General features: G+C 58.2%; 12 protein-coding genes. 2 read left to right on the top strand and 10 right to left on the bottom strand.

Annotated features, from left to right (window positions below; all coding sequences use genetic code 11):
- Positions 1-45: 45 nt before the first annotated feature.
- Positions 46-456: a nuclear transport factor 2 family protein gene (locus AC2FFA_RS20305; protein ID WP_496853048.1), complete on the top strand. Its 411-nt coding sequence runs from the start codon at positions 46-48 to the stop codon at positions 454-456.
- A 2-nt stretch (positions 457-458) separates the two neighbouring features.
- A complete protein-coding gene (locus AC2FFA_RS20300) occupies positions 459-1,169 on the top strand; it encodes an SGNH/GDSL hydrolase family protein (protein ID WP_496853046.1) in 711 nt (236 codons plus the stop codon).
- Here the strand turns inward: AC2FFA_RS20300 and rarD are convergent.
- The 10 genes from rarD to AC2FFA_RS20250 all read right to left on the bottom strand — a co-directional run bounded on the left by rarD (position 1,160) and on the right by AC2FFA_RS20250 (position 12,166).
- Entirely contained in the window at positions 1,160-2,065 is a 906-nt protein-coding gene (gene rarD, locus AC2FFA_RS20295; protein WP_496853044.1) for an EamA family transporter RarD, read from the bottom strand. The two genes, AC2FFA_RS20300 and rarD, sit on opposite strands and share 10 nt — an antisense overlap.
- Positions 2,066-2,328: 263 nt before the next feature.
- Entirely contained in the window at positions 2,329-4,782 is a 2,454-nt protein-coding gene (locus tag AC2FFA_RS20290) for a GcvT family protein (protein ID WP_496853042.1), read from the bottom strand.
- A gap of 89 nt (positions 4,783-4,871) precedes the next feature.
- Entirely contained in the window at positions 4,872-5,849 is a 978-nt protein-coding gene (locus AC2FFA_RS20285) for a GlxA family transcriptional regulator (RefSeq protein WP_496853041.1), read from the bottom strand.
- Positions 5,850-5,857: 8 nt separating this feature from the next.
- On the bottom strand, positions 5,858-6,751 hold the full coding sequence (locus AC2FFA_RS20280; protein ID WP_496853040.1) for a homocysteine S-methyltransferase family protein: 894 nt from the start codon (positions 6,749-6,751) through the stop codon (positions 5,858-5,860).
- Between the two features lie 11 nt (positions 6,752-6,762).
- Positions 6,763-7,815, bottom strand: coding sequence for an alcohol dehydrogenase family protein (locus AC2FFA_RS20275; RefSeq protein WP_496853039.1), 1,053 nt, complete (start codon positions 7,813-7,815; stop codon positions 6,763-6,765).
- A 1-nt stretch (position 7,816) separates the two neighbouring features.
- Positions 7,817-8,104 carry a cupin domain-containing protein gene (locus AC2FFA_RS20270; protein ID WP_496853038.1) on the bottom strand — a complete coding sequence of 96 codons (288 nt, stop codon included), beginning with the start codon at positions 8,102-8,104 and terminating at the stop codon, positions 7,817-7,819.
- An 18-nt stretch (positions 8,105-8,122) separates the two neighbouring features.
- A complete protein-coding gene (locus tag AC2FFA_RS20265) occupies positions 8,123-10,573 on the bottom strand; it encodes a GcvT family protein (RefSeq protein ID WP_496853036.1) in 2,451 nt (816 codons plus the stop codon).
- Positions 10,574-10,588: 15 nt separating this feature from the next.
- Positions 10,589-10,969 carry a GFA family protein gene (locus AC2FFA_RS20260; RefSeq protein ID WP_496675529.1) on the bottom strand — a complete coding sequence of 127 codons (381 nt, stop codon included), beginning with the start codon at positions 10,967-10,969 and terminating at the stop codon, positions 10,589-10,591.
- A gap of 4 nt (positions 10,970-10,973) precedes the next feature.
- Positions 10,974-11,597 carry a LysE family translocator gene (locus AC2FFA_RS20255; RefSeq protein WP_496853035.1) on the bottom strand — a complete coding sequence of 208 codons (624 nt, stop codon included), beginning with the start codon at positions 11,595-11,597 and terminating at the stop codon, positions 10,974-10,976.
- Positions 11,597-12,166 carry a helix-turn-helix domain-containing protein gene (locus AC2FFA_RS20250; protein WP_496853033.1) on the bottom strand — a complete coding sequence of 190 codons (570 nt, stop codon included), beginning with the start codon at positions 12,164-12,166 and terminating at the stop codon, positions 11,597-11,599. The genes AC2FFA_RS20255 and AC2FFA_RS20250 overlap by 1 nt, the downstream gene beginning before the upstream one ends.
- Positions 12,167-12,347 lie beyond the last annotated feature (181 nt).

The raw sequence follows: 12,347 nt of genomic DNA, 5'->3' as shown, positions 1-12,347 counted from the left end.
CCGCCCATGTTCGGTGACCTTCACCCCAAAAGCGGAGGAGATGCCATGCACCCGACAATTGAACGCATGCAAGAGGTTGTCGCGAAAGGCGATGAGGCCTTGATCCACGAACTCTTGGCCGAAGATGTGCAGTTCCTGCCACCAACCTACTACAGCACCTGGACAGGGCGCGCTCCGGTCGCTGCCGTTCTGGGGCATGTCGGGCAGGTGTTTTCAGAATTTCGTTATCGGCGCGTCATGGGCGACGGGAAAGACTGGGCGTTGGAGTTCCAATGCAAAGTCGGTGATCTGGATGGTATCGGCGTGGATCTTGTTACGCTGAATGACAGCGGGTTGATTCAGACTTTCGAGGTCGTCATGCGCCCCTACAAAACGGTGGGTGCCTTGCGCGATGCCATGATGGCGCGGGTCATGACCGACGCTCGTTTTCTTGAATTCAAAAACGCGCTGAGCTGACAATGCCGCGTTCCTTATCTGTCGATCAGATTTTGCGGGTGCCTTTGCTTCCGGTGCTTGCCGCGCAGGGCCTATCGGTGCGACGGAACGCTCAGCTGCTGCCGGAACCGACCGGCGCGCGCGAGGGCCGCAGAGGTCGCGGGCCGCGTCTGCGGCTTCTGATCATCGGTGATAGCTCGGCAGCCGGAGTGGGCGCAGGCACGCAGGATCAGGCGTTATCCGGACATCTGGTCAACCGTCTGGCCAGGCACTACGCGGTCGAATGGCAGCTGGAAGCGGCAACCGGGCACACCACCCAGGATACGATTGACCGCCTGACGCAAATAGATGGCGAATTCGATGCTGTCGTTACGGCACTTGGAGTCAATGATGTCACCCGAGCCGTGACACGTGGGCAATTTACAAGCCGCCAGACCCGTCTCATCCGCTTACTTTCCGAAGGACTGGGCGCTCGTCGCATCGTCATAACCGCTGTCCCGCAGATGAACAGGTTTCCGGCCTTGCCTCAGCCGCTGGCCTGGGTGCTTGGATGCCAAGCCGCACGCCTGGACCAGGGGCTGCAAGAGGTTGCGGCTGCTTTTCCGCATGTTCAACACCTGCCACTCGACCTGCCGGACGACCCGGCGCTGGCGGCACCGGATGGCTATCATCCCAGCCCCCGGGCGTATGCGCTTTGGGCAGATGCAGCCGCGCGTCTGTTGCTTCAGGCCTGAGTGCGCACCTGCCGGATCATAGGGATCGAGTAAACAACCAGAGCCGCCCAGATCAGTGGGAACGCAATCATCCGGCCTGTGTCTATCTTCTCACCGAACAGGGTTATTGCTGTAATGAAAATCATGGTCGGCGCAATGTATTGCAGGATGCCCATCGTGGACAGACGCACCAGTTTGGCGCCATTTGCGTAAACCAGCAACGGCACGGCCGTCACAACCCCGGCGCAGGACAACAATAGAGTGTCCGACATCGCCACGCCGAAATGTCCTGTGCCCTGCACACCCAGAAAGGTGATATAAACCAGTGCCGGAATCAAAAGGATCAGGACCTCAAGCAGAAAACCCTGGTTCGGCCCAATCGGCAGCGAGCGTTTGAAAAACGCGTAGAACCCCCAGCTGACCATCAACCCAAGAGCGGCCCAAGGCAATCGACCGGCCTCTACCACAAGTACCACCACACCCATCACAGCCAACCCGACCGCGAACAGTTGTGTCCTTGTCAGGGGTTCCCTCAACAAGATCGCCCCCAGCGCAATACTGAACAGAGGGTTGATGTAATATCCCAGCGCTGCATCCAACGCGTTGCCCGTAGAAATGGCCCATACGTAAATCGCCCAGTTCACGGAAATTAGCGCAGCTGTCAAAGCGGCCATGCCTAACATCTTCGGATTGCCAAGCGCAGCCTTCAGATCCCGGGTTCGGCCCAGTACCACTAGCAACAACCCCGCCACGGGTACTGACCAGATAACACGATGCGCCACGACCTCGACCGGCCCCATATGATCCAACGCTTTCATATACAGAGGCAGGAACCCCCACAGGACATAAGCCGTGACTGCCAACGCAAGTCCTTTTGGTATGTCCGTGTTCTGAGAAGGTAAGAGCGGGTCAGCCACATCGGGTCTCCGGTTGCTACCGGTTCGGTTTACGGCAGAACTGAACAGGTTGAAAACTCTGAAAACAGTGAAGTGTCACATAACGATGTTTGATGAGTTATCGGACCACGCTTTTCAGGTGACGTCTGAAATGCGAGGCTCTGCCTCGCGCTCCGGGATATTTGGGGCCAGATGAACAAGGGGAACCAATCTTCATCTGGCCGAAAATATCTCGGGGGAGTCGCCGAAGGCGGCGGGGGCAGAGCCCCCACCGAACACCATGGTCACACCTTCACCCGTTCGGATTTGGGATCATACATGGGTTTGAGTGACGCTTCGGCTTTGACCTTCACGCCACACACGTCGATCTCGTAGGTCGACGCCAGAACGTCGGCGGCTTTCTCTCCCTGGCATGGCACGTAGCCCAAACCGATGGCGCCGCCGAGAGTATGGCCATAGTTGCCGGAACTCAGGTAGCCCACGTACTCCCCATCCCGTACGATCGGTTCATTGTGGAACAGCAGTGGTTCGGAGTCTGTCAGGCGGAACTGGACCAGACGGTTCCGGGGACCGCTTTCCTTGCGCGCAATCACGGCCTCACGCCCAATGAAATCGCAGCCCTTGTCCACCTTGACTGCAAAGCCCAAACCCGCATCGACGACGTGATCTTCGCAGGTGATATCGTGCCCGAAATGGCGGAAGCCCTTTTCGATCCGGCAACTATCCATCATGTGCATGCCGCACAGCTTGAGCCCCATGTCCTGCCCCGCCCCGTGCAGCGTTTCAAAGACGTGGCCCGCCATGTCGGAGGATACATAGATCTCCCATCCAAGCTCGCCCACATAGGTGACGCGGTGGACACGGGCGAGGCCCATGCCGATCTCGATTTCCTGCGCGGTGCCGAAGGGATTTGCCGCGTTCGAGAAGTCGTTGGGCGACACCTTTTCCAGCAAGGCCCGGGAATTCGGGCCCATCACCGCCAAAACGCCTTCACCCGCCGTGACATCGGTGATGACCACGTTGAAATTGCCCGAATGGCGCATCATCCAGGTCTGATCCGCCAGACGGGTCGCTGCCGGAGTGACCACCAAATAGGAAGTCTCGGTAAGACGTGTCACGGTGACATCCGCCTCGATTCCGCCGGAACGGTTCAGAAACTGCGTGTAGACGATCTTGCCATTGGGCACTGCGTAATCGCCGCCACCGATATAGTTCATGAACTTTTCGGCATCGGGACCCTCTACGCGGATCTTGCCAAACGAAGACATGTCGTACATGCCCACATTTTCACGCACAGCTCTGTGCTCAGCCGCGGAATTCTCGAACCAGTTCTGGCGCTTCCAGCTGTAGTTGTATTCGCGCTCTTGCCCTTCCTTGGCGAACCAGTTGGCGCGCTCCCACCCGGCCAGTTCACCCATCACGGCGCCCTGTTCCAGCAGGTGATGGTGGAACGGAGTCCGGCGAACACCGCGCGCGGTGGCTTTCTGGCGGAAGGGGTAGTGGTCGGCATAGAGCAGGCCCAGGGTCTCTTTCGAGCGCTCGAACAGGTACTGCTTGTTCCCTTGAAACGGTTGCATCCGACTGATGTCTACATCGCCCAGATCGAACGGTTTTTCGCCCGTATCCATCCATTCGGCCAACGCCATGCCTGCACCACCGGCCGATTGAATGCCAATCGAATTGAACCCGGCGGCAACCCAGACATTGCCCATCTCGGGCGCCAGACCCAGATGATAGGCATCATCAGGAGTAAAGCTCTCGGGGCCGTTGAAGAAGGTGTGGATGCCCGCCTCGGCCAGCATCGGCATCCGTTCGCAGGCGGCTTCGAGGATCGGTTCGAAATGGTCGAAATCCTCGGGCAGCTGGTCGAATTCGAACGTGTCCGGGATGCCATTCATCGCCCAAGGTTTCGCGTTGGGTTCAAACGCACCCAGCAGGATTTTACCTGCATCTTCTTTGTAATAAGCACATTCGTCCGGCACACGCAGCACCGGCAGCTGGGTCAGACCATTGATGTTCTCGGTCACAATGTAGAAGTGTTCGCAGGCATGCAGCGGAACGTTCACACCGGCCATGCGGCCAACTTCGTGGCCCCACATGCCCGCGCAGTTTACCACCATGTCACATTCGATATGGCCCGAGGCGCTGCCGTCATCCGCGACCCAGTCCACACCAGTAACCGACCGGCCCTGCCTGACGATATCGGTGACCTTAACCCTCTCTTTCACCACGCCCCCGCGCTGGCGCGCGCCCTTGGCCAAAGCCAGCGCAATATTGGCCGGATCACCCTGCCCGTCGAGCGGCAGATAGACGGCACCTTTGACGCCCTCGAGATTGATGTGCGGATACAGCTCCTGCACGCGCTCATTCGAGATTTCTTCGACCTCGACACCAAACGCCCGTGCCATCGCAGCCTGACGATAGATTTCCTCTTTGCGTTCTTCGGTCAGGGCCACGGTGATCGACCCGCACCGCTTGAATCCCGTAGCGACGCCGGTTTCCTCTTCCAGCGCGCCATACAGCTCTTGGCTGTACTTCGCCAGCTTGGTCATGTTTGCAGTGGCGCGCAGCTGCGCAATCAGACCTGCCGCATGCCAGGTGGTGCCACTGGTCAGCTGCTTGCGTTCCAGCAGCACGACATCTTTCCAACCCTTCTTGGTCAAATGATACGCGACTGAGCATCCGATGACGCCACCGCCGATGATGACCACACGGGCCTTGCTGGGAAGATCAACCATCCTGAATTCTCCGCTGTGTCAGGTTTGGCACAAGTTGCCATGGAAGACCGACAACAAATGCACCAAAAACGTCACGAAATCGGCAGTTTTCACCGATGTGTCGCCGCGCGCTTTTCCCGGCGCACGACAAAGGGCGTGACCCCAAAGAAGCTTTTGTAGACGGACGAAAAACCGTTCGGAAAACCACAAGCCAATCCAATTTCGCGAACGCTCATCGTGGTGTTCAGCAATAGGTTATTTGCCTTGGCCAGTCGCATTTCCCGGTAGAAACCGTTGGGAGTGGTTCCAAAAAAGGTTTTGAACTTACGCTCAAGGGACCGGTTCGACAGGTGCAGCGAATCGACAATCTGATTGATCGGCAGGGGGTCTTCGATATTAGCCTGCATGAGCTTTATGCACTGATCCAGCTTCGAATCTCCCGTCGCGGTCAACTTGGCGCCTGAGAATGGCTGCATCGAGGCGAAATCACGGATGTTCTCATGCAACATGATGTCGGCCACGGTCATCTTTGCAGGTCCCGAGATATGACGTCCGATCACTGCCAGGGCGATATCGGTTGTGGCCTCCATCCCGGCACATGTCACCACTGCGCCCTGTTGGGTTGCGATCGACAGTTTGGCTTCGAACCGGGCTCCGCGTTCCCGCAGGAACGATGCGTTCTCCCAATGGGTTGCCAAGTCGTCTGTACCCTGTTCGTCGATATAACGGCTGGCGGCTTCGGCCAGCAGGAACACCTTGGCGTCCCGGAAGGTATAGTCCGACACCACCCGTCCCAACGACAAATCCGGGTGATCCGGATCTGAGTTGCCGATTACGAACAGGTAGTTCGCCTTAGGCAGTGACGGCACCGCTTCTGTTTGAACCACAGCGTCACTGCTGCTGGCAATCGGGCCACCTTTGAGCGAGCGATAGGTGAAGGTGAATGGAGGGCTTGGGCATACACGGTTGGCCAGCCTCAACACCTCAACCAACGAAGCCAGCTCCAACAACACGAAGCCCGGCGCGACAAGGATGTCGAAATGCCGGATGGCCTGATTTGGTGCTGCCGAAGTTGGTTTTGCCGCCATTTTCTTGTTCAGACGATGTTATGACCGGCGGCCCGCAACCGGTTCGCCAGTTCTTCGATATGATCCGGTCCGATTTCGCAGCACCCACCAACAATCGTTGCCCCCTGATCGACCCACCGCATCACCTGGTCCGCATAAGCCTTGGGGCTGAGGTCATGGCGCTCTTGCAGGGCATCCACGGTCGGCGCGTCCCGAAGGAAGCCATCTGAAATATGCGTAAATCCATTGGCGTAGGCCCCAAAAGGCCGATTCATGCCGGACAGAACCTCCAGCGCCGCCGGGATCGCCTCGGGACGGGAACAGTTGATCAACACGGCATCAGGCGAAAACTCTTTCACCAGCGGAGCAATGTCCGCCAATGGTTCGCCGGACCTGAGAAAGCCGCCATCGTCATCATTGACCGAAAGGGACAGCCAAACCGGTTTTCCGCATCCGGCCGTGCCTCGCAGTGCGCCCTCGGCTTCCTGTACCGAAGACACGGTCTCGATCAGAAACAGATCGACCCGAGCGGCCATCATGGTCACAAGCTCGGCGAACTTTTCAGCCGCGTCTGCCGGGTCCGGGTTAAGATCGGGTCGATATGATGCCAGCAACGGCCCCAATGCACCCGCGATCCGCCCCTCGGTTTCTGTGCGGGCACGTTCGGCCTGTGTCAGGGCAGTGTCGATCAGGGTGGGCATGTGATCTTCCATCCCCACCCGCACCAGACGAGAGCGATGCACGGCATAAGTATTGGTTGTCGCGACCGTCGCACCCCGACGGAAATAGTCGCGGTGCACTTCTCCGACCAAATCGGGGTGATCGATCATCACGCGCGTCGACCACAGCGGTGTCGCCCGGTTGCCACTGCGTTTTACCAGTTCCTGCCCGATAGAGCCGTCCAAAAGGGTGATATCTGCCATGTCGTTACTCCTCAGGGCACCAATACCAGTTTTCCCGGAAGAGTCTTTGACTGAAAGTCGGCCTGTGCAATGCCAATATCCTTCAGCGGATAGGTCCGGGAAACCAGCGGCTTGATCCGTCCGGTATTCACCATTTCCACAAGACGGGCAAAGACTTCGGGTGCCTGATGCGTACACCCATGTATGGTTATGTCGCGCAGGTAGATGTCGCGCAGATCAGCTTCGACAATCGGGCCAGCTATTGCCCCCGAAACGGCGTAGTGCCCGCTGGGTTTCAGGGAAAGGATCAGCGATGGCCATACGGGGCCACCCACAACGTCGATCACCACATCGAACATATCTTGCGGCAGCGGGTCGTTCCGGTCAAACGTGTTCTCTGCCCCCTGAGAATTCACGATTTCTGCTTTGGCCTCACTTGTCACACCCCAAACCGACGCCCCGCGCGTTGCGGCGAGTTGCACCGCCGCCAGACCTACGCCTCCTGAAGCGCCGGTGATCAAAACCTTTTGTCCTGCGATAACACCCGCACGGGTCAATAGATTTTCGGCCGTGCCAAAGGCGCAAGGAATGGCTGCGATTTCCACGTCCGTAAGGGGCGAAGCGCTGACATCATAAAGATCATCCGCTTCAACAAGGCAGTATTGGGCAAAAGCCCCGTCGATCTCGGAACCAAGCGCAATGAAGCCCCGCGGGTTTCCAGGGCGTGGGCGCGGAATGTTTATCGGACATGTCACGCGCTGGCCTTGTTCGAAACCTGCCCCGACACCAACCGCCTCAACAATGCCGCACAGGTCACCACCCTGAATGCGGGGAAAGTGCAATGCACCGCCCCAACCACCGGCTTCAACGTCCTGATCAACGGCATCCGTAGCACCGGTGACATCCGATGAGTACCAACCGACCCGCGTGTTGATATCCGTGTTGTTCACTCCCGCAGCGGCGACACGGACAAGAATTTGCCCTGCCCCGGGTTCAGGAACCGGGATATCATCACGCCATTCCAGAACCTCGGGTCCGCCGTGGCCGGTCAGGTAGACGCCCGACATGGTTTTGGGGGTCGTCATCTCAGACCTCATCATCCGACTGATCCGGACCGTGGATCGTGATCTCCCGCCCATATCGATACCATCCACCATCAATCAGGAAATCAACCTCGCCTTCCAGAATACAGAACGTTTCTGCGCGGCTGTCATGACAATGAAGGCCAAGCGCGATGCTGGCCTTCAGATTGTCTTCTACAGTCGCAAACGCCACGTCTGTGTTTTGACCCAACACCCTTAAGTAGGTGTGGTCGTTCTCTCGGTCATAGTCGGGACCCTCTCCCGGTCCCGGTTTGGCGCATCGATTGCTCATGGCCGTCTCCGATAGGGGTTAAGCGCGCAACCGCTCGTTCTCGGGATCCCAAAGCGGTTGGTCCTGCTGTACCACAGCACGGCACTTCTGGCCGTAGATTTCCACCTCGAGCTCGGTTCCGGGGTTTGCAAGCTCGGCCTTGATCATGCCCAGTGCGATGGACTTGCCGACGCGGTAACCCCATGCGCCGGACGTGGTTTCGCCGACGATCTCACCGTTCTGCCAGATACAGGACATGTACGGCGCATCGCAATCACCCGCATCGACAGTCAGGGTGACGAACGACTTTTTAACGCCCTGCTGCTTTTCGTTCAGGATCGCTGCCTTTCCGGGGAAGTCCTGTGGTTTGTCCAGTTTGACAAATCGCTCCAGGCCGCCTTCCAGCAGCGAGTAGTCGGTCGACAAATCGCCTTTCCACGCGCGATAGCCTTTTTCGATGCGCAGCGAGTTCAGCGCGTACATCCCGAACGGCTTGGCACTGGCGTCGATGATCGCATCGTAGATCGCAGGCATATGCTCGTTCAAAGCGTGCACTTCCCATCCCAACTCACCGGCGAAGGAGACGCGGATAAGATGAACAGGCTGGCCTGCAACGGTAGCAGACTGATGGGTCAACCAACCCAAGGTCAGATCAGCATCTGTCATACCCGAGAGGATCTCACGCGATTTCGGACCGGTGACAATCAGGGTGTCACGTGTCGTGGTGACATCCTCGACCGACACTGTGGAAGGCATCACGTTCATCAGGATATCGCGATCGTGCCACTGCGCAGTTGCCGCCGTTATCATCATGAACTCGTCTTCGCCCAAACGAATACAGGACATCTCGGTCAGGATACGGCCGCGGTCGTCAGAGACATAGATGAGGTTCATGCGACCGACCTTTGGCAATCCTCCGGTTGCGAGGCCGCGCAACGCCTCGGCGGCGCCGTCTCCCTTGACCATGAAGCGCGAGAAGCCAGGCAAGTCCAACACGCCACAATGGTCTCTCACGGCCTCGCATTCTTCTTTGATCCGCCGCTCCCACGGGCCGGCCCGACCCCAGGTGTGGGTTGCCTCAAGCGATGTGTCATCACCCGGCTTTGCAAACCAGTTCGCCCGTTCCCATCCGTTATAGGCCCCCATCACGCCGCCCAGCACTTTGACCTTTTCATGGACAGGTGACAGTTTCTTGTCGCGCGCAGCGGGCCATTCGTGATGGGGGAAGTGCATGGCGTATTCGTTGCCGTACACTTCCATACCCTTACGGTTGCAGTAATCCTGATCCGTGTAATCGGTATAGCGGCGCGGATCGACCGCCCACATGTCCCACTCGGTCGCACCATCAACGATCCACTCGGCCAGCACCTTGCCTGCCCCGCCGCCTTGCGCGATGCCAAAGGTAAAGGTGTGCGCCTCGAACGCATTCTTGACGCCGGGCATCGGGCCAATCAGCGGCAAGCCGTCCGGCGCGTAGGGAATCGGTCCGTTGATGACACGTCCAACACCCGAGGTTGCCATCAGCGGCACCCGCTCCATCGCGTCGGTGACGATGTCCTCGATGCGGTCCAGATCATCGTTCCAAAGCTGGAAACTGAAATCCTCGGGCATAGGGTCATCTTCGGTCATCCAATGGCCCTTACAGTTAGGCTCGTAAGGACCAAGATTGAAGCCGTTCTTCTCCTGCCGCAGGTAGTACGAGACGTCTACATCGCGCAACAGCGGCAGCTTCTTGCCGCCGTTTGCCTTGGACCATTCTTCAACTTCCGGCACTTCGTCCGTCAGCAGATACTGGTGGCTCATGACCATTGCGGGAACGTTGCGGCCGCCGAAGGGTTTGAACCACTCGCCGACGCGTTGCGCATAGTATCCGGCAGCATTCACCACATAATCACAATCGATATCGCCCTTGTCCGTGTGGACGGTCCAGGTGCCATCGTCGTGCTGAGTTACGCCATTTGCCGGGCAAAACCGGATGATCTTCTGGCCCATGTCCCGGGCCCCCTTGGCCAGCGCCTGTGTCAGCTGCGCCGGATCAATGTCGCCATCTGTCGGGTCGTACAGTACGCCTTCAAGATCGTGCGTTTCCAGGAATGGATAGCGCTCTTTAGCTTCTTCCGGTGTCCACATCTCCATCGGGATGCCCTGATAGCGGCCCATTGCCATTGCGTGTTCGAACTCCTGCATCCGCTCTTTGCTGTGCGCCAGACGGATCGAGCCCGAAACATGATAGTTCATCGGGTAATCAACCTCTTCGCCCAAGCGCGAATACAGCTCGGTCGAGTACCGCTGCATATTCATGATTGCCCATGAATTCGAGAAGGTCGGAACGTTGCCCGCCGCATGCCAAGTCGAACCCGCGGTCAGTTCGTTCTTTTCCAGAAGGACACAATCGGTCCAACCCTTCTTGGCCAGATGATACAGCGAGGAGGCCCCCACCACACCGCCACCGATAATGACCACGCGGGCTTTTGTCGGAAAATCACTCATGAGTCTTGGTCCCTGTTACTGTGCCCGTTGGGGCAGATCGTCCGTGATGTCGTAATAATCGCCCTTGTCGGCCACAAAGATGTGCCGGGCGAGTTGTAATCCGGTGGGCGAATCGAAGGCCCCCATGGAAATCGAAATCGTGTCCTCGTCATTGTGCTGCCAGAAGAGGAATGAACCGCATGAACGGCAGAAACCGCGACGGGCGGTGTCCGAAGCGCGAAACCACGCAAGTGTATCGCTGGCGGTGAAGCTGAGGTTATCCTGATGCGTCCAGGTCGAAGACCAAACATGGCCGGACTGTTTGCGGCATTGACCGCAATGGCAGGCCGAGGGCGGCGACAGCTCTCCGTCGATGGTGAAAGCAACTGAACCGCAAAGGCAGGACCCGTTGTGCATATGACTACCCCCTTGCCGCTGGAGCGGTGCTGGTTCCCAACAACACGCCGTAGATTATGAAACAGGCCGCCATCACCCGGCGCACCCAGATATTGAACACCGCGCCCAGCGCCGCCTTGCCCATCAAGGCGCCCAACACGGTGAAACCGGTATAGCTGAGTGTGGTGATGATCAGCGCGGTTGGCATGATCACGACCATCTGCTGCCAGATCGGAACCTCGGGCTGAACGAATTGCGAGAACGCCGCGAGATATCCGGCGACACTTTTGGGGTTGATCGTGGCCACTGCCAGCGCGTGCAAATAAACGTGCCGGGCCGGGCGCTCCGAAACCGGTGCGGGCTTTGTTGCGTTCATCCACCCCCGCACGCCCAGCCAGATCAGAAAGCCCGCGCCGACCAGCTTGGCCATGAAAAAACCGGTCGGAGAAGCGGCAATCAGGGCAGTGACGCCCAGCGCGGACAGGATCAAAAACATGCTGGCCTGTGTCAGGATGGCCAGTACACTCAGCATGGCCTTCGAAAACGGCAGGCTCATCCCGTTCGAGATGCAGTTGACTGCATTCGGCCCCGGTGTGGTGACGAATACCACCCAGAAAAGCGCGAATATGGTCCAGGCCTCAAACGACATCAATACACCGGCGGAGCAATGACCCAGATGGCCACGGCAGGTTCATCATAAGGGTTAGCCCATTGATAAGGTTCATGTTTGATCCGAAAACTGTCACCCGGAGTCACCAGGAATTCACGCGACCCGATCGTCAGGTCCAATCGGCCTGAGATCATGTAGCCCACTTCCTGCGTCGGGCGGTTGGCTGGTGTCTGCATCCGTGAATTTGGCTCGAAAGTGGAATGTACCATTTCGAAATCATCGGTCAGATCCGGCGACAACAACTCTTCAATCAGCCCTTCTTCGCCCGACCCCATCGGGCGACGCGACCCGGCACGCACAACGTAGCCCTGTTCGTCTGCGGGGGCAGCGGAATGCGCAAACAGCATCGACATGGGCACGCCAAGGCACTCGGCAATCTGGCGCAGATCCGAGATTGAAGGCTCTGACAGGTCACGCTCAACCTGGCTCAACCAACCGACAGAGCGATCCAGCCGGGTTGCAATCTCGGTCAGGGTCAACCCTCGGGCCTTGCGCAAGGCCCGCAGGTCAGCACCTAGTGTCGCGCTTTGGGGGGCTTGGCTGTTCACAGGCCACTCCGAATCTCGTGAAATTTTTTCCTCGTTTTTCACGATGGAGCAAGTTTGTGAAATTTCCAAGTGATTTTTCACGTCCGTTTTTGTTTGGACGTTGACCACTACAGCTTGCCGACAACGGAGTTAATGGCCAGCTGGCGCGTAAGGCCCTGAAACACCAGACAGTCGCAGGGTA

It is taken from the genome of Ruegeria sp. YTSB088 (assembly GCF_059609825.1).
The sequence above is the reverse complement of the archived record's forward strand: the minus strand, read 5'-3'. Positions and strand labels throughout refer to the sequence as shown.

Excerpts from the sequence above, each read along its gene's own strand:
- AC2FFA_RS20305 (WP_496853048.1), top strand. The coding sequence starts at position 46 with ATGCACCCGACAATTGAACGCATGCAAGAGGTTGTCGCGAAAGGCGAT.
- AC2FFA_RS20300 (WP_496853046.1), top strand. The coding sequence starts at position 459 with ATGCCGCGTTCCTTATCTGTCGATCAGATTTTGCGGGTGCCTTTGCTT.
- AC2FFA_RS20290 (WP_496853042.1), bottom strand. The coding sequence starts at position 4,782 with ATGGTTGATCTTCCCAGCAAGGCCCGTGTGGTCATCATCGGCGGTGGC.
- AC2FFA_RS20285 (WP_496853041.1), bottom strand. The coding sequence starts at position 5,849 with ATGGCGGCAAAACCAACTTCGGCAGCACCAAATCAGGCCATCCGGCAT.
- AC2FFA_RS20280 (WP_496853040.1), bottom strand. The coding sequence starts at position 6,751 with ATGGCAGATATCACCCTTTTGGACGGCTCTATCGGGCAGGAACTGGTA.
- AC2FFA_RS20275 (WP_496853039.1), bottom strand. The coding sequence starts at position 7,815 with ATGACGACCCCCAAAACCATGTCGGGCGTCTACCTGACCGGCCACGGC.
- AC2FFA_RS20270 (WP_496853038.1), bottom strand. The coding sequence starts at position 8,104 with ATGAGCAATCGATGCGCCAAACCGGGACCGGGAGAGGGTCCCGACTAT.
- AC2FFA_RS20265 (WP_496853036.1), bottom strand. The coding sequence starts at position 10,573 with ATGAGTGATTTTCCGACAAAAGCCCGCGTGGTCATTATCGGTGGCGGT.
- AC2FFA_RS20260 (WP_496675529.1), bottom strand. The coding sequence starts at position 10,969 with ATGCACAACGGGTCCTGCCTTTGCGGTTCAGTTGCTTTCACCATCGAC.
- AC2FFA_RS20255 (WP_496853035.1), bottom strand. The coding sequence starts at position 11,597 with ATGTCGTTTGAGGCCTGGACCATATTCGCGCTTTTCTGGGTGGTATTC.